General features: G+C 59.5%; 17 protein-coding genes. 8 read left to right on the top strand and 9 right to left on the bottom strand.

The window, feature by feature from the left end; all coding sequences use genetic code 11:
- Window positions 1–16: 16 nt before the first annotated feature.
- Complete coding sequence (locus VL130_RS05790) at window positions 17–1,426, bottom strand: leucyl aminopeptidase family protein (protein WP_325361789.1); 1,410 nt, start codon at window positions 1,424–1,426, stop codon at window positions 17–19.
- Between the two features lie 84 nt (window positions 1,427–1,510).
- Between VL130_RS05790 and VL130_RS05785 the strand changes: the two genes are divergently transcribed.
- Together VL130_RS05785 and VL130_RS05780 are read left to right on the top strand one after the other, a co-directional pair.
- A complete protein-coding gene (locus VL130_RS05785) occupies window positions 1,511–2,362 on the top strand; it encodes a tetratricopeptide repeat protein (RefSeq protein WP_325361788.1) in 852 nt (283 codons plus the stop codon).
- A 444-nt stretch (window positions 2,363–2,806) separates the two neighbouring features.
- Window positions 2,807–3,865 (top strand): ribonucleotide-diphosphate reductase subunit beta, encoded by a 1,059-nt coding sequence (locus tag VL130_RS05780; RefSeq protein WP_325361787.1) that lies wholly within the window; start codon window positions 2,807–2,809, stop codon window positions 3,863–3,865.
- Window positions 3,866–4,151: 286 nt separating this feature from the next.
- Here the strand turns inward: VL130_RS05780 and VL130_RS05775 are convergent, their stop codons facing one another.
- Window positions 4,152–4,748 (bottom strand): hypothetical protein, encoded by a 597-nt coding sequence (locus VL130_RS05775; RefSeq protein ID WP_325361786.1) that lies wholly within the window; start codon window positions 4,746–4,748, stop codon window positions 4,152–4,154.
- A 393-nt stretch (window positions 4,749–5,141) separates the two neighbouring features.
- Between VL130_RS05775 and VL130_RS05770 the strand changes: the two genes are divergently transcribed.
- On the top strand, window positions 5,142–5,504 hold the full coding sequence (locus VL130_RS05770) for an endonuclease domain-containing protein (RefSeq protein WP_325361785.1): 363 nt from the start codon (window positions 5,142–5,144) through the stop codon (window positions 5,502–5,504).
- A gap of 102 nt (window positions 5,505–5,606) precedes the next feature.
- Window positions 5,607–5,963 carry a hypothetical protein gene (locus VL130_RS05765; protein WP_325361783.1) on the top strand — a complete coding sequence of 119 codons (357 nt, stop codon included), beginning with the start codon at window positions 5,607–5,609 and terminating at the stop codon, window positions 5,961–5,963.
- Between the two features lie 475 nt (window positions 5,964–6,438).
- Here the strand turns inward: VL130_RS05765 and VL130_RS05760 are convergent, their stop codons facing one another.
- Window positions 6,439–6,636 carry a CsbD family protein gene (locus VL130_RS05760; RefSeq protein ID WP_325361782.1) on the bottom strand — a complete coding sequence of 66 codons (198 nt, stop codon included), beginning with the start codon at window positions 6,634–6,636 and terminating at the stop codon, window positions 6,439–6,441.
- A 176-nt stretch (window positions 6,637–6,812) separates the two neighbouring features.
- Between VL130_RS05760 and VL130_RS05755 the strand changes: the two genes are divergently transcribed.
- The gene (locus VL130_RS05755; RefSeq protein WP_325361781.1) at window positions 6,813–8,384 is read left to right on the top strand and encodes a DUF5060 domain-containing protein; all 1,572 of its coding nucleotides are present in this window, start codon (window positions 6,813–6,815) and stop codon (window positions 8,382–8,384) included.
- Here the strand turns inward: VL130_RS05755 and VL130_RS05750 are convergent.
- The 5 genes from VL130_RS05750 to VL130_RS05730 all read right to left on the bottom strand — a co-directional run bounded on the left by VL130_RS05750 (window position 8,381) and on the right by VL130_RS05730 (window position 11,765).
- Entirely contained in the window at window positions 8,381–9,118 is a 738-nt protein-coding gene (locus VL130_RS05750) for a hypothetical protein (RefSeq protein ID WP_325361780.1), read from the bottom strand. The genes VL130_RS05755 and VL130_RS05750 overlap by 4 nt on opposite strands.
- Complete coding sequence (locus tag VL130_RS05745) at window positions 9,115–9,402, bottom strand: HPr family phosphocarrier protein (protein WP_325361779.1); 288 nt, start codon at window positions 9,400–9,402, stop codon at window positions 9,115–9,117. The genes VL130_RS05750 and VL130_RS05745 overlap by 4 nt, the downstream gene beginning before the upstream one ends.
- An 89-nt stretch (window positions 9,403–9,491) precedes the next feature.
- Complete coding sequence (locus VL130_RS05740; protein ID WP_325361778.1) at window positions 9,492–9,896, bottom strand: PTS sugar transporter subunit IIA; 405 nt, start codon at window positions 9,894–9,896, stop codon at window positions 9,492–9,494.
- Window positions 9,897–10,150: 254 nt separating this feature from the next.
- Entirely contained in the window at window positions 10,151–10,588 is a 438-nt protein-coding gene (locus VL130_RS05735; protein ID WP_325361777.1) for an HPr kinase/phosphatase C-terminal domain-containing protein, read from the bottom strand.
- A gap of 64 nt (window positions 10,589–10,652) precedes the next feature.
- Window positions 10,653–11,765 (bottom strand): aspartyl protease family protein, encoded by a 1,113-nt coding sequence (locus tag VL130_RS05730; protein WP_325361776.1) that lies wholly within the window; start codon window positions 11,763–11,765, stop codon window positions 10,653–10,655.
- An 89-nt stretch (window positions 11,766–11,854) separates the two neighbouring features.
- Between VL130_RS05730 and bioB the strand changes: the two genes are divergently transcribed.
- The 3 genes from bioB (at window position 11,855) to VL130_RS05715 (ending at window position 16,069) form a co-directional block, all read left to right on the top strand.
- Window positions 11,855–12,835: a biotin synthase BioB gene (gene bioB, locus VL130_RS05725; protein WP_325361775.1), complete on the top strand. Its 981-nt coding sequence runs from the start codon at window positions 11,855–11,857 to the stop codon at window positions 12,833–12,835.
- A gap of 47 nt (window positions 12,836–12,882) precedes the next feature.
- Window positions 12,883–14,388, top strand: a complete 1,506-nt coding sequence (locus tag VL130_RS05720) for an AMP nucleosidase (protein ID WP_325361774.1) — start codon at window positions 12,883–12,885, stop codon at window positions 14,386–14,388.
- Between the two features lie 277 nt (window positions 14,389–14,665).
- Window positions 14,666–16,069: an anthranilate synthase component I family protein gene (locus VL130_RS05715; RefSeq protein WP_325361772.1), complete on the top strand. Its 1,404-nt coding sequence runs from the start codon at window positions 14,666–14,668 to the stop codon at window positions 16,067–16,069.
- Here VL130_RS05715 and VL130_RS05710 read toward each other — a convergent pair.
- Window positions 16,066–16,653, bottom strand: coding sequence for a TadE/TadG family type IV pilus assembly protein (locus VL130_RS05710; RefSeq protein WP_325361770.1), 588 nt, complete (start codon window positions 16,651–16,653; stop codon window positions 16,066–16,068). The two genes, VL130_RS05715 and VL130_RS05710, sit on opposite strands and share 4 nt — an antisense overlap.
- Window position 16,654 lies beyond the last annotated feature (1 nt).

Raw genomic sequence — 16,654 nt, 5'->3', positions numbered from 1 at the left:
CTTAACGCTGTATCGCTCAGTAGGACGTCAGCAACTGATAGACCGCCCGCAGCGCCTGGGCCTCGGCGCCCACCGGCGAACCGGCGCGGCCACGCGGGTTCCAGGCATAGATGTCGAAATGCACCCAGGCGCCCGATTTCGGCGCGAACCTTTGCAGGAAAAGCGCCGCCGTCACCGAACCCGCCTGCGCCCAGCCGGCCGGATCATTGCGGATATCGGCGATGTCGGACTCAAGCGCGTCAGTATAGCCCTTCCACAGCGGCATCCGCCACAGGGGGTCATTCTGCGCGATTGAGGCCACTTCCAGTTGCCGCGCCACATCCTCGTCATCGGTATAGAAGGGAATGACCTCCGGTCCCAGGGCCACGCGCGCCGCACCGGTGAGGGTGGCGAAATCAATGGTCAGGGCCGGTTCCAGTTCGCTGGCGCGCGTCAGAGCATCCGCCAGGATCAGCCGGCCTTCGGCGTCGGTATTGCCGATCTCGATGGATAGCCCGGCGCGTGAGGCGATGATGTCGCCCGGCCGGAAGGCATCGCCGGAAATCGAATTTTCCACCGCCGGAATCAGCACATGAAGCGCCACCGGCAACTGGCTGGCCATCACCCAATCGGCCAAAGCGAGCGCGTGGGCCGAGCCGCCCATATCCTTCTTCATCAGCCCCATGCCGGCGCCGCCCTTGATATTGAGGCCGCCGGTATCGAAGGCGACCCCCTTGCCAACCAGGGCAACCACGGGCAACGGACCGGGCACACCTTTCGGCGACCAGCTTATCTCGATAAAACGCGGCTGGTTTTGCGGCCCGGCGGCGCGGCCGACGGCATGAACGGCCGGATAGTTCTCTTTCAGCAGGTCGTCGCCGATAATGATGTTGATCGCAGCGCCATGCGCCCCGGCGATACGGCGCGCCTCGGTCTCGATATCCGCCGGTCCCATATCATTGGTCGGCGTATTGACAAGATCACGCGCCAGATTATGCGCCTTGACCTCACGCGCCACGGCCGTTTTCGTCGCCTCATCGAGCGCGCTGTCATCGAGCCGGACTTCGCCCAAAGAACTATTGACTGTGCTGGCCGATTTATAGTGCGTGAAACTATAGGCGCCCAATCCCCAGGCGACATGAATAGCGCGGGCGTCGAGTTCCGCGTCGTACTGCAAAGCCCACAGGCCCTTCGGCAATTGCGATGGCAGGGCGCGGAAGGTCATCGGCGTATAGGCTTTGCGTGCGCCGAGGCCAAACCACGCGCGGCAGCCGCCCTCCTCCGGCAGAACGATCAGACTACCCGCCTTGCCGGTAAAGCCCTTGAGCGTCAGGAACTTCGCCTGCGCCGGTTTCAGCGCGGCGATCGCCGCGGCGGCCTCTTCCTCGAACAGGGCGAAAAGTGTGTGTTCGGCGGCGGCCTTTGGGGCTTTGATCGGCTTGGGCATCGGTATCTGTCACCGTTAACGATTGTTAAGAGCTTTAACTATATCTTCACAGGGGTCACCGAAAGCTTAATTCTGGATACGATCATGTCGCGCCACCTGCTTGTTTCCGCCGCTCTTATCGCCTGTTTCATGGCCAGCCCCGCCTCGGCCGGCCTGTTCGGCAAGGACAAGGCGAAGGACACGCCGGCGCCGTCTGTCGCCACGCCCAAGACCGAGACTTTCAAGCCGGCCGGCAAGGCGGAGATCGAGGCCGCCCTGCGCGCCGATCCGCTCCAGCAATCCGTCTTCTTCAACGATCAGTTCGAGCATAACCCCACCGACCCGAAGATGGGGCTTTACCTCTCCAACGCCCTGCGCGCGCTCGGCCGTTATCCGGAAGCCGCCGATATCGCCCATCGCGTCCTGCTGTTCGCGCCCGACAATAGCGATATCCTGCTGGCCGCCGCCCGCGCCCATATCGCCGACAACAACGCCTTCTTCGCCATCGACCCGCTGGAACACGTCATCGAATTGAAGCCGAAGGACTGGCAGGCCTATTCGCTGCTCGGCGTCGCCTATGACCAAACCAAGCGCCCCGACGAAGCCCAGACGACCTGGGCCAGGGCGCTGGCGCTTTCCCCCAATAACCCCGCCGTCCTGACCAATATGGCGATGGCGAAAGTGACGCGCGGTGATTTCACCGGCGCCGAACCGCTGCTGCGCACCGCCGTGGCGCAACCGGGCGTCACCGTGCAGATTCGCCAGAATTTGGCGCTTGTACTCGGCCTCGAAGGCAAGATGCCGGAGGCCGAAAGCCTGCTGCGCCGCGACCTGCCGCCACAACAGGCTGATGACGCCCTGGCCTGGCTGCAACAGGCGGTGGCCGCGAAAGCCGCACCGGCCTCGACTACGGCGCCAGCGCGTTCATGGGATTCGGTCAAGGCGTCGGGCAGCTAGCAGGGGCCTCGCGCTCAAGCAGCGAAGCGGTAGCGCAACTAAAAAGCTCCCTGCACCCATAACTCGACAGCGCTGAACTGTACCAGAACTCCCCCTGATTTCAGGGGGAGGTGGCGCTCTTGCGCCGGAAGGGGTTAATACCGCCAGCGCCATTTAACCCCACCCGCCCTGCGGGCACCCTCCCCTGAAACGAAGTTCGGCGTAGCCAAATCAGGGGAGGTTCTTATCCCCCATCACCAATTGTGACTCGTTAACTTTTGCCGCTGCGCCGCGCGAGACCTTGTGCTACCGTGTGCGCAACAGGAGTCGCCTTGCGACATAATGTCGGGATTGAAAAATTATCCCCAAAAACCACATACCATATGTAGATGTTAACCTAGCCTTAACCACGAAATGTGGTGATATAGCTCTCATCTGGGCTTTAGTAGCGATTCGGGATTTTTCATGAGCAGTTCAATTATTCTGGCCAATTCATCCGCCGGTCTCCTGACCCCGAGCCATTCCTACAAGCCGTTCCGCTATCCCTGGGCCTTCGAGTTCTGGCGCAAGCAGCAGCAGGTCCACTGGATTCCGGAAGAAGTGCCGCTCGGCGAAGACTGTAAAGATTGGGCCACCAAGCTCAATGACTCAGAGCGCAACCTGCTGACCCAGATTTTCCGCTTCTTCACCCAGTCGGATATCGAGGTTCAGGATAACTACCTCGAACGCTATTCGCGCGTCTTCAAGCCGACCGAAATCAAGATGATGATGTCGGCCTTCGCCAATATGGAAACCGTCCATATCGCCGCCTACGCGTTGCTGCTGGAAACCATCGGCATGCCCGAAAGCGAGTTCGGCGCGTTCATGGACTATCAGGCCATGCGCGACAAGCACGACTATATGGGCACGTTCGGCGTCGATACCGAAGCCGATGTCTGCCGGACGCTTGCCATGTTCGGTGGCTTCACCGAAGGCCTGCAACTGTTCGCCTCCTTCGCCATGCTGATGAATTTCCCGCGCTTCAACAAGATGAAGGGCATGGGCCAGATCGTGTCGTGGTCGGTGCGTGACGAAAGCCTGCACTGCGAAGGCATCATCAAACTCTACCATACGTTCAACCGCGAAACGAAGGCCGTCACCAAGTCGGTGGCCGATGACATCATCGATTGTTGCAAGACCGTGGTGACGATGGAGGACAAGTTCATCGACCTGGCCTTCGAGCAGGGGCCGGTCCAGGGCATGACCCCCGAAGATATCAAGGCCTATATCCGCTATATCGCCGACTGGCGCCTGCGCCAGTTGGAACTGCCGGAAGTCTATGGCGGCGTGAAGGAAAACCCGCTGCCGTGGTTGCAGGTTTTGTTGTCGGGCGTCGAACACGCCAACTTCTTCGAGGCCCGCGCCACCGAATATTCCAAGGCCGCCACCAAGGGGCAATGGACCGGCGAAGAGGGCGTCTGGGGGGCGTTCGATACGCTTCTCAAGAAGCGGTCGGAAGCGACCAAGGGCAATATTATCGCATAAAGAAAAGCCTCCGGAAACGGAGGCTTTTACTTTTTTTTGCGCTTCGGTGGTTGTCGCGTATTATTCTCCCAATGCAGATCGGGCCGTACAAAGAAACTCGCATCATTATAGCTGAAAAGTACCGGCGGCATGGGAATTAGATTAAATTCTTTCCCAAATTCTTCGGGAGTCATAATGCGTGTTTTTAAAGCACTGAATGGTGGCAGGGTAAGACGAGCACGTATTTTGTTTTTTAATTTAAAGTCCATCGTCAAAAAGCAGAAGAGATCATGACGCTCTGCGGTTGCTATATGCCAGCGTCATTGCTATCATCATGGTCAAGCTTACTGTATATAGCCTCAAACAAAGGGGCTCCGTAATTTCTAATTCTTTGATGTTGCTGCTCTTGGCAACTTGGCAGGTTCAAATATGATGGCCCCAAGGTTACCTGAGCATATCCATCTATACTTGGAATAGAGATGTCTTTGAAAAGGTTGAAATCAAAATAACCGTAGCCACGGTAACGACCGATGGGCTGATAATCCTGTTCTGCATCCAACTCTGCCGAGCTAAAGAGTGACAACACTCCCTCCCGCGCCAATTGCACAATACCTGCAAGATATTTAATAGACCGGTATTCTTTGCTATCACAATCTCGGGCATGCACTGGAATTCGTGCCATATGGCCTGTTTCCACATCCCGATCACCCCATTTTTTAGAACCGGTGGAAATCCAAGCGCTTTCGTGAGTAACGGCTTTGCCAAGAATATTTGTATCCACCAATACGCGAATATTTTTGCCCCGCAATTTTCGTCGTGCATTTATAACTGACTGCCTTGTCAGAAACATCGCCAATCTGGGCATGTATTTAAAGCGGAGGTGCTCTAATGTCAGAAAGCGCATGTGATCCCCTGAGAATCAATTAAGCTAGGATGATATCTTATCGCGCACATATGTAATTTACGGTGGTTGCGCCTATGTTTTGCACGTTACAGTCATAGTATGAGCTTGTACAAGCGATTCAAGGGCCGTCTAAAAAGACTTAATTGAACATAGCCCAGTACCAATCGACATAGGAAAAGATTGGGTGTGTCTTTCTTCCTCCTCCCTTGCAAGCGTAGCGCAGCGGGGGAGGTGGCGAGCAAGGCCGAAGGCCGCGTCGAGACGGAGGGGGCCGACTCGGAGCGTGGAATGGCCCCCTCCGTCAGCGACACCAGCCCTTTGGGCTTCGCGCTGACACCTCCCCCGCTTCGCCCAAGGGCTTGCAAGGGAGGAGAAGGGTGTTAGGCTTCGGTCATGAGGGTTCGGGACAAATCCAAGATCGCCTTTGCGCGAAGGCTGCGGCGCGAGTTGACGCCGCCGGAGGCGCGTATCTGGGCGCGGCTGAGAGTGCGTGATACCGGCATCAGCTTTCGCCGACAGTATCCCATCGGCCCTTATGTGCTCGATTTCTATTGCGCCAAGGCAAGGCTGGCGATCGAGGTCGACGGCCTGATCCACACAACTGAGGATCATCCGGAACGTGACGAACGGCGGGATGCGTGGTTGTTAGAACAAGGCATAACGACATGCAGGATTGCAGCCAGCGAGATCATGGCCGATCCGGATGAAGTCGCCCTCGGCATCTGGTTATTGGCGAAAGAGCGGGCGCATTCGTAAGAGCCCCCTCCGGCGCGACTACGCGCGCCACCTCCCCCGCTTTGCAGGGGAGGAGATTGAAAACTAATCCCCGCGCGTAATTCCCGTTCCATGCTTGTCCTCATGGAACACGCAAATACCCCCATCGCCACGCCTGAACAAAGACAGGCGCTTCGTCGCAACCAGCAGCAGCGCCTGCGGGATCAGGCCGAGGCGCTGTTGCGCGCCGTCGAAGTGCTGGAACCGCCCACCACCTACAAGGAGGCCGAACAGGCCGCCAAGACTCTGCTTGTGGTCGGCAAGGTGCTCGATGCGGTCAATACCGAGACGCGCGACGACCTGCCCACCAAGCCGGCCTGGGTGACGACCGCCGATCCCATAGCCGAACAGGCGGCCCTGACCACCTGGCAGGCGGTGCTCAATCACAGTCTGGAAACCCTCGCCATCGCCCGCCGGACCGCCCGCGAAGGCGCGCCATAAAAATAGAACCTCCCCTAATTTTAGGGGAGGGCGCCCGAAGGGCGGGTGGGGTTAAATCAGGCGGTTAAGCAGGCGGAGGCTTGGGTGATAACCCCCTCTGGCCCAAGCGGGGCCCATGGCTGGCAAACATATATGTTTGCTGACGCCAAACCCCCTAATATTAGGGGCGTTCTTATAGCCCTTTTATCCTCCGTCCATTCTCCCGCACAGCAATCTTACCACCTGCACCCTAAGCTGACCCTGCCGCCGAAGACCTCTTTTCATGGGACACCCGGCGGGCCTGCAGATCAGGCGCGATGTGCGGCGGGTTTTGGCTTATCTCGCTCAATGCCGGCGTCGCGCCTGGTCCCTTCCCCAACAAGATCAGCGCAAAATAAAAGAGCGGAAAGACGCATCTGAGGAAACGCCTTCCCGCCCTTATCGTCGCAACCATCCGGCGGGAAAGAAGCGACAATCTCTTTGTGGTTTCTCGCGGCTAGTGCTTGCGGTTCCACTCATTGACCTGCTTTTCAGCTTCGTCCAGGGCGATGCCGTAGCGCTCCTGAATCTTGCCGGCCAGAAGCTTGCGATCGCCTTCGATCACGTCGAGATCGTCATGGGTGAGCTTGCCCCACATTTTCTGAACATTGCCCTTGACCTGTTCCCAGGCGCCTTGTGTGCGATCGTTGTTCATGAATATCTCCTGAAATCAATAGGTTACATAATCGGATTTACTATAGGCGGCGCGAGCCTAAATTTTCGACGCTTGAGGGGCGCTGCAACATAAGAAAGGCATAAGGCCCTCCACATGGCTTGCCTTTGTGGCCATTATAATCATATGATGACTGACAAATATAATGGGAGGTTTTCATGTCAAAACTCACGCGGCGCGGTGTCATGGCGCTTGGCGGCGCGCTGTCTCTGGCGGGGGTTGCCAAGGCAGAAACGGCATCTATCGAGCGCTGGGGCCTGTATGAAATCACGCTCGACGGGCCGAAAACCGGCAACCCCTTTGCCGATGTTACGCTTGCAGCGGAATTCCGCAATGGCGCGCAAACCCTGCGTGTGCCGGGGTTTTATGACGAAGATGGCATCTATAAAATCCGTTTCAGCCCCGAAACCGAGGGCGCCTGGCAATGGCGCACGACCAGCAATACCAGGGCACTGAATGACCGCACGGGAACCTTCACCGCGCGGCCGGCCACCGGCGGCAATCACGGTCCGGTGCGGGTCACGCCCGATGGCTACCATTTCGCCTATGCCGACGGCACGCCTTTCCGCCAGATCGGCACCACGGCCTACGCCTGGGCGCAGCAGTCCGACGCCCTGTGTGCGGAAACGCTACAAACGCTCAAGGCCGCCTCGTTCAACAAGATCCGCATGTGCGTCTATGCCAATGTGAAGGCCGAGCCGATAGAACCGTTCGCCTATAGCGGCGCAGGTCCGAAGGACTGGAATGCAGCGCGGTTTAACCCCGCCTTTTTCCGCCGTTTCGAGGATCGCGTGGCGAAATTGCAGGCGCTCGGCATTGAGGCCGATATCATCCTGCACCATCCCTATGACAAGGTGCATGGTTACGCCGAAATGGCCCGCGCCGATGATGAACGCTACCTGCGTTATATGATCGCGCGGTTGGGCGCTTACCGCAATGTCTGGTGGTCGATGGCCAATGAGTTCGACCTGGTGAAGGCGAAATCAGAGGCCGACTGGGACCATATCGGGCAGTTCGTCGCCGCCGAAGACCCGCACCAGCGCCTGCGCTCGATCCATAATTGCAAGGCGTTTTTCGATAACCGCAAGCCGTGGGTGACGCATTCCAGCATCCAGAACGGCATGTCCGTCAAGGACGATACCCGCGCCGAAATCTATCGCAGTATCTGGATGAAGCCTGTGGTCTTCGATGAGATCTGTTACGAGGGCAAGTCCGATCTGCGCTGGGGTAACCTGACCGGCGAAGAGATGGTGTCGCGTTTCTGGCATGGGCTGATCGCCGGCACCTATGTCGGCCACGGCGAGGTGCTGACAGACAAGAACCTTAGCCCGGATGGCGGCTGGACCGGTATCGGCGGGCGGCTTCTGGGCACCAGTATTCCGCGCCTGGCCTTCCTGAAAACGGTGATGGAGGCAGGGCCAAAGCCGGGCGTCGATCCGGTCGATAAATGGTGGGACCGCCATATCGGTGGCCAGGCCGGGTCCTATTACCTGCGCTATTTTGGCGATCAGTCACCCGCGGAATGGCCGCTTGACCTGCCGAAGCAGGCACTGGCCGGCGGCGAACAGTTCCGCGTCGACCTGATCGACACCTGGAACATGACAGTGACGCCGGTCGAGGGTGTTTTCACAATGCAGAAAAAGGACGGCTACGATTTCCACGACCCGGCCCGGCCATCGATCGCCCTGCCCGGAAAGCTGTGGATGGCAGTCAGAATCACGCGGGTTTAGAACAGCGTATCGGCGCGCTTCTGCGGTGTGCAATAGCCCGTTTCGCCGCGGTGCGCCGCCCCCATGCCGAGGCGGCTGGCCTCGACCTCTTCGGCATAAAACGCGCCGCTTGAGCGATCGAGCGTGATGCGCAGGGCGCCGCCGTGTTTGGTGACGCGGTTGACGAGATAATAGGCCGAGCCGGTGACTGTGGCCGAACAGCCGATATCGAGGCAGATGGATTCGCGGATGAGCGACTGGTGCGCCGGATCGACGCGCAGGAACTTGAAATCAGCGTGTTCATCGGGGAAAACCGGCGACGGGAAGAGGTCGATATAGAAGATGCCCTGCGAAATGAAGCGCTTGCCTTCGCTGACCTGAGTTTCGCATTTCAGGCTGATCTGCTGGACAAGGGACGCTGCCGCCGTCACGATGGGAGCAGGCGCGGGCGGCGGTGGCGCTTCGACCGGCTGAACCGGCAAGGGTGCGGCGGTCACGGCCACGGGCGGCGGCAGGGGTTCGAGTGCGCCCGGCGTCAGCGCTTTCGCCATGTCCGGGCTGAGCGTGCTGGTGTAAGCCATGGGCGCGTCCGGTAAGGCCGGCACAGGCTTGGCAGCCGGTTTTTTGCGCTTGACGACGGGCTTCGGCGCGGGCGCGTTTTCGTTATAAGGCGCGCCTTCGGCATGAGCCAGACCCGACATACAAAGCACGGACGCCGCCAGCAACGCGAAGCAGAGCTTGAAAGCGGCCGTCATGCGTCCTCGTCGAAGCGGTTGCTGACCAGTTCGGCCAGGGCGGCCACGGCTTCCTCGGCCTGGACGCCTTCGGCCTCGATGCCGATAGCGGTGCCCTTGCCCGCGCCGAGCATCAGCAGGCCCATGATCGACTGGGCGTCGACCTTGGTTTCGTCCTTGATGACATAGATCTGCGCGTCAAACGACGAGGCCAGCTTGACGAACTTGGCCGAAGCCCGCGCGTGCAGGCCCTTCAAATTGCAAATCTCGACCTCGGTCCGCACGCCTGGCTCAGTTTCTCTCACTCATATCTCCCCGCGGCCTTCCTTTGGCCAAGGCTTTTCGCGCCGCAGAATGCGGGCGTTCGGGTGTTTAGTCCAGAGGGAAAAGTGGATCAGTTGTCGCCCGACAAAACGTAAGAGGCGACGGTAACGTATTTGCGGCCGGCTTCCTGAGCATGGCAGACGCAGGCGCCCAGGTCTTCATTTTTACGCAAGGAGGCCAGCTTGATCAGCATTGGCAGGTTGAGGCCGGCAATGACCTCGGCCTTGGTTTGCTCCATCACCGAGATGGCGAGATTGGAAGGCGTGCCGCCGAACATGTCGGTCAGCAGGATAACGCCATCACCGGAATCATTGGCAAAGGTAGCGTCGAGGATGTCCTTGCGGCGCTGGGCCACATCGTCTTCGGGGCCGATACAGATGGCGGCCACCTGAGTCTGCGGGCCGACCACATGTTCCATCGCCGATACGAACTCGTCAGCCAGTTTGCCGTGAGTAACGATGACCAGTCCGATCATTAAAGCACAATCCTTACCAAGTCTTTGGCCTTACCAAGCCTTTTGACCTTACTAATCCTTGGGCATTCCGTGCCGGTCAGAAGGCCGGCAGGCGGGGTAGCCCACCATACTAGTCCCGATTTCATCGCACTGCAAAATGAGATTAGGTGTGTCTGGCACATTTTGCGCCGCAACAGAGCCGGTGTGCCAAATATGCCAGAGGTGACATTTACAGGACATGAATGAAATCGAAGCTTCCCTTTAGGTAAGTGTTTTTAAGAAACTTTCAAGCGCGTCAGCAATTTGCCGGTTGCCGAGGCCTCGCGCGGATTGAGGCGGATGGTCGGAATCGCGTGTCCCAATATGGTCGTCGTCTCGTTTTCCGGCAAGCGTTCGATCGGGTCGGATTGCACCAGGACAGCCAGGTGGATGCGGGTCAGCTTACGCGTTTCGGTCGCCATGATGCCGATGCCGCGAATTTCCATGCGACCTTCGATGGTTTCCGGCGCCCCGGCATAGAGCTGGCCGCCGGAGGTCCACAGCAGGCTGTAATCGTCGCTCACGAGCGCACAACCGGCTTGCCCGGCCGCCTGGATCATCCGCAGGGCGAGATCGCTCTTGCCGCTGCCGGAAGGCCCCATGATCAGTACGCCGCGCCATTCAGGGCCGATGCGCAGGCTTAAGGATGTGGCATGGATGACAAGCTTGCTCATGCCGGTATTTAGGCATGGATGGCCATCTGTGAAAGCCGTTTCTCGCAGCGGAGGTAAGGTTTATCTAATAATAGTCGCTCAAGCGCAGCACCCGCGTTTCACCACCGGCCAGGGTCAGGCGGGCGGATTGCCGGGCCGGGTCGCGCTTCCAGTCGTCTATGGCGGCCAGTTGCGCCACCGGTGTGCCATCGATAGCGGTGATGATGTCACCCTTACGCCAGCCGCCAACAGCGGCCGGACTTTCCGGCGCCACGAAGATGACATTCAGCCCCTCGTCTTCCGGCAGGTAGGCCAGGCCGGAGCGTTCACGCGCAAAGGGTTGCGTCAGGTCGGCATCGCTTCCCGCCAGCCAGATACGGCGTTTGTCCATATCCCAGAAAGACCGCAGGCGCAGGAAGACATCGAGGCCGAGATTGACGTCGAATTCGAGCAGGTTGTCCGACACCTCGACCGGAATGTCGCGGAAGGTCAGCCCGCCGATCGTGGCGTCGCGCACCGAACTCATGGTGATGGTGTGCAGGCCACTGACATCGCCACCCAGCCACTGCGAACGCTTGCGGTTATGCAGCAGGTCATGGCGCAAGGCCCAGTCGCCTTTCAGGATCAGCGGCGTGCTGGAGCCGGTATCGACACTGGCGCGCACGGGGATCCCCTCGACCTCCATATCGACCACCAGCGTATTTTTTGCGCTGCGCATGACTTTCAGCGGCGTCATATCCGCAAGGGGCAGACGCGTCGCGCGGAAGGTGGCGTGACGGCGCGGGCCATCGAGATCGAGCTTGAAATGATTGAGGATATCGCGACCGATCAGCATATCGGCTTTCAGGCCGGCCTCGCGGATCGGCATGATCATGACCGGCGCGGTATAGGCGGCGTCACCCGCCATGATATGAACCGGTTCGCTCTGACCAACGCGAATGGTGCGGTAGACCCCTGCCCCTTTACGTTCGCGCGCCACTTTCAGGCCGAGGGATTGGGCGACCTGCGTATCCATCAGGCTGGCGCTGGCGCCGCAATCGAGGATGCCCTGCAAGGGACGACCACGCACCATCACCGGCATGACCAGACCTTCATTGGTCAAGCGCAGATCGAAGCCCGGCTCGGCGGCGCGAGCGATAGAGGATGTAAAGCCTAGGGCTGTAAGCGCGGTAAGAATCTGGCGGCGATTGGTGGTCATGGCGGCAGATTATCGGAGGAAGAGAGCAGAATTAGGGTGCCGGAATGGCGCGATTGGACTAATCAAGGCCGGAAGCTAAGGATTTGATGATGAACGCACCCGCCTTTATACTGCGCCACGACTGGTCGAAAGACGAGATCGCCGCCCTGTTCGACCTGCCCTTTATGGAGCTGGTGTTTCAGGCGGCCACGGTGCATCGCCAGCATTTCAATCCGTCGGAAGTGCAGTTGTCGCAACTGCTGTCGGTCAAGACCGGTGGTTGCGCGGAAAACTGCGGCTACTGTTCGCAATCGGCGCATTTCGATACCGGCCTGAAAGCCGGCAAGCTGATGGCGGTCGAAAAGGTGCTGTCCGAAGCCAGAGCGGCAAAGGACGGCGGGGCACAACGCTTCTGCATGGGCGCCGCCTGGCGCGATTTGAAGGACCGCGATGTGCCAGCTCTGGCCGCCATGATCGGCGGGGTCAAGGCGATGGGACTGGAAACCTGCGCGACGCTCGGCATGATCACGCCGGACCAGGCGCAAGCGCTGAAAGACGCCGGCCTCGACTACTACAACCACAATCTCGATACCTCGCCGGAATATTACGACTCCGTGGTGACGACCCGCACCTATCAGGAGCGACTCGATACCTTGCAGGCTGTTTCCGATGTCGGGATGAAGACCTGCTGCGGCGGTATTATGGGCATGGGCGAGGCGCGGTCTGACCGGGTATCATTCCTCCACCAACTGGCCACCCTGCCGCATCATCCGGATTCGATCCCGATCAATAATCTGGTGGCGATTTCAGGCACGCCTTTGGGGGATAAGGTCGGCCCGGATGGCGGGATCTCCGGCATCGAATTTGTCCGCACGATTGCCGTGGCGCGAATCCTCTGCCCGGAGTCGATGGTGCGCCTGTCGGCCGGCCGCAATGAGATGAGCGAAGAATTGCAGGCGCTTTGCTTTATGGCTGGCGCCAACTCGATCTTTATCGGCGACACCCTCCTGACCACGCCCAATCCGCAACCCGGCACCGACGCCCATCTGCTGCGCGAACTGGGTTTAAGGCCGATGGCCCAAGAGTCTTAAAAACAGCCGTCATGGAAAATTGACGTTCGGCGTGGGATCCTAAAGACATGAAAACAGAAAAGAAAACGGCAGCCCCCCAAACCTCCGCCGCTGAAATTGTCCGCCAGTTGCGCCAGATCTATGACGAGGCCGTGGCCGCGCTCCAGACCGACCTGCAAGCCTACCTTTCCACCCGCCAGAAGCCGTCACGTGCCCTGCGTGATGCCGGGCGCTATTGCTACCCCAAGCTGGCTATTGTCTGGAAAGGCGTGCTCGATGACGAGGATGAAGCGCTGGTCCTCGCCAACCGCCATCCGGAAGTCAACCGCGCCTATGCCCGATTCTCGCGCCCCGGCACCTATTCCTCTTCGATCACCCGGCCGGATATTTTCGGCGACTATATCGAGGAACAGCTCGACCTGCTGATCCGCGATTACAGCGCCGAATGTACGGTGTCGCTGTCGGATCAGGAAATCCCCTACCCTTACGTGCTCGATGGCGCCGGGCTTGACCTCAACAGCGTTTCGGCCATCGACCTGTCGCGGCATTTTCCCGCCACCGAACTGGCCCTGATCGGCAATGAGGTGGCCGACGGCGTCGCCTTTATCGACGCGCACGGCCACCACCCGCTGGTGCTGTTCGACGGCCTGCGCAGCGATTTCTCTATCGCTCGCCTGCGCCACTATACCGGCACGCCGGCCGAGCATACCCAGGGCTATATCCTGCTGACCAACTATAACCGCTATGTCGATGTCTTCGTCGCCTACGCGCTGGAGCAGTTGAAAAAGCCCGACACCCCCTACACCGCGCTCTCCTGCTGTGGCAATTTCACCATCACGAAAGATACACCCGATCCGGAGGCCCTGATCGCTGCTTCACCCTGGCGCAAACACCAGATGCCGGCCTATCATCTGCTGGCGCCCGGTCGGCAAGGGATTTCGCTGGTCAATATTGGCGTTGGCCCCTCCAATGCCAAGAACATCACCGACCACCTCGCCGTGATGCGGCCACATGCCTGGCTGATGATCGGCCATTGCGGCGGATTGCGCGCCTCGCAGAGCATCGGCGACTATGTGCTGGCTCATGCTTATTTGCGCGATGATCACGTCATGGACGATGTGCTGCCGATCGAGATTCCCATACCGCCGATCGCCGAGGTGCAACAGGCTTTCCATGCCGCGGCGGTACAGGTCACCGGACAGGATGGCGAGGATCTGAAAAAGCGCCTGCGCACCGGCACGGTCGTCACCACCGATGATCGCAACTGGGAACTGAAATATTCGCTTTCGGCGCGGCGGTTTTCGCAGTCGCGCGCCATCGCCATCGATATGGAATCGGCCACGCTGGCGGCGCAGGGCTATCGCTTCCGCGTGCCCTACGGGACATTGTTGTGCGTTTCCGACAAGCCGCTGCATGGTGAGTTGAAGCTGCCGGGCCAGGCCAATCATTTCTATGAACGCGCCATCGCCGAGCATATCCGCATCGGCATTGAGACGGTCGGCATATTGCGTGATTTCGGCTCAAAGCTGCACAGCCGCAAGCTCAGGGCGTTCGACGAGCCGCCGTTTCGATAGCACAGGCGCAGGGAACGCCCCTCCGTCAGCGACATCAGCCCTTCGGGCTTCACCCAAAGAGCTGGGCGCTGCCACCTCCCCATTTAAGAAATGGGGAGGAGAAACAAAAGGAGCGGGTTGCTGTGACGCAAACCGCTCCAGTCAGATCAATGGACCTCCATCCATAGGACCTAACCTTAGCGGGCGGGCGTCATCTGACGCGGGCTTGTCGGCAGGGGTTAAATCCTGATATCATTCTGAGCCTTTTCGCTCTCACTATCGAATCAAGTTGCTGTGAATGTTGCCGTTTTCGGCCATATCCCTTACTTACGTTGTGCAAAAAAAACGGCCCTTCGAGCCCGTTGAAACCCGGCTGGAAGGCTGGCTGGAACACGCTTTCGCCGCCGGATTTCTCTCCGATGGCGGCGCGCTTGGACGGTATAGTTATCTGGTCGCCCTGCCCGTTGCAAAAGCGCACCTGGCCTATGATAATTCGCGTGAAACGGCTGATTTTTTACAGGAAATGACCGTCGCCATCACGGCCGATCACTATAATGTTGAGTTGCCGCCTTTTTCTGGCGGGCTGGTCGGCATGGCGTCGTTCGAACTGGGCCTGCGACTGGAAGCCATGAAACGCCGGCCATTTCGCATCGAGGGCCGCCAGCCGTGGCCGGAACTGGTCATGCTGTGTTATCCGGCGGTGCTGGCCTTCGATCATCATGAACGGACCCTGACCGCCATCGGGCGCGGCGCAACGCCGGCGGAGGCCGAAACCGCCCGCGATGCGCTGATCGCGCTTTATGACCAGACGCCCGTTGCCAAATCCGGCCCCAAATCCGGCAATGCCCCCTTTACAGACGGCCTGCTCGATCTGGAAACGCCCGACGAGGTTCACGAGGACAAGGTGGCCGCTTTGGTGCGGCAGATTCACGCCGGCGACCTGTTCCAGGCCAATCTGGCGCGCGGCTGGAGCGGGCGACTTAAGGCGGGCACAACGCCCGGCGCCGTCATGGCCGCCCTGCACGGGCGCGGACCGGCGCCTTTCGGCGGCTTCCTCACCCTCGGTGATCGCGCCATTCTCTCCAACAGCCCGGAGCGATTTATCCGTCTTGACGCCGATGGCGCCATGGAAACCCGGCCAATCAAAGGCACGAGGCCACGTGGCCAGACGCCCGCGGAAGACGCAGGCCTGGCAACCGAATTGACCCTAAGCGAAAAGGATCGCGCCGAAAACCTGATGATCGTCGATCTGATGCGCCACGATCTTTCCAAAGTGGCCGAGGTCGGCAGCGTCAGGGTTACGGCGCTGAACGCCTTGGAATCCTACGCCAATGTCCATCATCTGGTTTCGACCGTCACGGCCCAACTATCCGCCGGGAAAACAGCCGCCGATGTGCTGACCGCCACCTTCCCGCCGGGATCGATTTCCGGCGCCCCAAAAGTGCAGGCCATGAAGGTGATCTACGAAATGGAGGCGGCGCGCGGTCCCTATTGCGGCGCATTGTTTTTCATCGACGCCGGCGGCGCGATGGATTCAAACGTACTTATCCGCACTCTGGCGCTCGAAAAGGACGATAATGGCCGCTGGCATGTCCGGGCCTGCGCCGGTGGCGGCATTGTCGCCGACAGCGAACCGGTGGCCGAACGCATCGAAACCGAAACCAAGCTGTCGCTGATCAAATCGGTGCTGGAAGGCGGCTAATTGCACAGCGGACACGTCACCTGCGCACCATTGCGCGGATGGTGAGTGTAGGTCTCCTTGAAGACGGTCCCGCTCTTGAATAAATTACCTAGAGGTGATTTGTAATCGTATTCCACCTCGGTCAGGATCAGGCTTTCGCCGGGACTGATCTGTTTGGTGGTGATCGACGAAAGCTCTTTGTTTTTTTCATACTCGGCCAGATTTGACGCCTGGCTCCAGTCCACCATCGCCCTGGGCGTGGATTCGCTGCTCATGGTCACGGAGGTCAGGCGCATTCTCAGTGAGGCGCCGTCAGTCGGGTTTGGGTCCAGCATATTGGCGCCGATTTTCCACAGGTCGGCGATATTATCCGGCGTCAGGGTTTGCGACTGAGCGGCCAGATCGCCGATGGTGCTGGCCAGATGCGAGACGCGGCGCGAAGCCATCATGCCGAGCGTCAGTTCGGCCATGCCCAGATAAAGCAGAATCAGGACGGGGGCGACCAGCGCGAATTCAATGGCGGAGACACCCCGGCCATCATCGGCGAAGCGTTTGCCAAAGGCTTTCAGGCTGACGAGGCGATTCAGGCGGCGCAGCGATATCATC

Origin of the sequence: Asticcacaulis sp., assembly GCF_035497195.1 — a bacterium.
Lineage (GTDB): Bacteria > Pseudomonadota > Alphaproteobacteria > Caulobacterales > Caulobacteraceae > Asticcacaulis.
The sequence above is the reverse complement of the archived record's forward strand: the minus strand, read 5'-3'. Positions and strand labels throughout refer to the sequence as shown.

What these genes read in the sequence shown, in the direction of transcription:
- VL130_RS05720 (WP_325361774.1), top strand. Translation starts at nt 12,883, where the DNA reads ATGAAAACAGAAAAGAAAACGGCAGCCCCCCAAACCTCCGCCGCTGAA.
- VL130_RS05770 (WP_325361785.1), top strand. Translation starts at nt 5,142, where the DNA reads ATGAGGGTTCGGGACAAATCCAAGATCGCCTTTGCGCGAAGGCTGCGG.
- VL130_RS05785 (WP_325361788.1), top strand. Translation starts at nt 1,511, where the DNA reads ATGTCGCGCCACCTGCTTGTTTCCGCCGCTCTTATCGCCTGTTTCATG.
- VL130_RS05740 (WP_325361778.1), bottom strand. Translation starts at nt 9,896, where the DNA reads ATGATCGGACTGGTCATCGTTACTCACGGCAAACTGGCTGACGAGTTC.
- VL130_RS05765 (WP_325361783.1), top strand. Translation starts at nt 5,607, where the DNA reads ATGGAACACGCAAATACCCCCATCGCCACGCCTGAACAAAGACAGGCG.
- VL130_RS05735 (WP_325361777.1), bottom strand. Translation starts at nt 10,588, where the DNA reads ATGAGCAAGCTTGTCATCCATGCCACATCCTTAAGCCTGCGCATCGGC.
- VL130_RS05780 (WP_325361787.1), top strand. Translation starts at nt 2,807, where the DNA reads ATGAGCAGTTCAATTATTCTGGCCAATTCATCCGCCGGTCTCCTGACC.
- bioB (WP_325361775.1), top strand. Translation starts at nt 11,855, where the DNA reads ATGAACGCACCCGCCTTTATACTGCGCCACGACTGGTCGAAAGACGAG.
- VL130_RS05790 (WP_325361789.1), bottom strand. Translation starts at nt 1,426, where the DNA reads ATGCCCAAGCCGATCAAAGCCCCAAAGGCCGCCGCCGAACACACACTT.
- VL130_RS05760 (WP_325361782.1), bottom strand. Translation starts at nt 6,636, where the DNA reads ATGAACAACGATCGCACACAAGGCGCCTGGGAACAGGTCAAGGGCAAT.
- VL130_RS05750 (WP_325361780.1), bottom strand. Translation starts at nt 9,118, where the DNA reads ATGACGGCCGCTTTCAAGCTCTGCTTCGCGTTGCTGGCGGCGTCCGTG.
- VL130_RS05710 (WP_325361770.1), bottom strand. Translation starts at nt 16,653, where the DNA reads ATGATATCGCTGCGCCGCCTGAATCGCCTCGTCAGCCTGAAAGCCTTT.
- VL130_RS05715 (WP_325361772.1), top strand. Translation starts at nt 14,666, where the DNA reads ATGTTGCCGTTTTCGGCCATATCCCTTACTTACGTTGTGCAAAAAAAA.
- VL130_RS05730 (WP_325361776.1), bottom strand. Translation starts at nt 11,765, where the DNA reads ATGACCACCAATCGCCGCCAGATTCTTACCGCGCTTACAGCCCTAGGC.
- VL130_RS05755 (WP_325361781.1), top strand. Translation starts at nt 6,813, where the DNA reads ATGTCAAAACTCACGCGGCGCGGTGTCATGGCGCTTGGCGGCGCGCTG.
- VL130_RS05775 (WP_325361786.1), bottom strand. Translation starts at nt 4,748, where the DNA reads ATGCGCTTTCTGACATTAGAGCACCTCCGCTTTAAATACATGCCCAGA.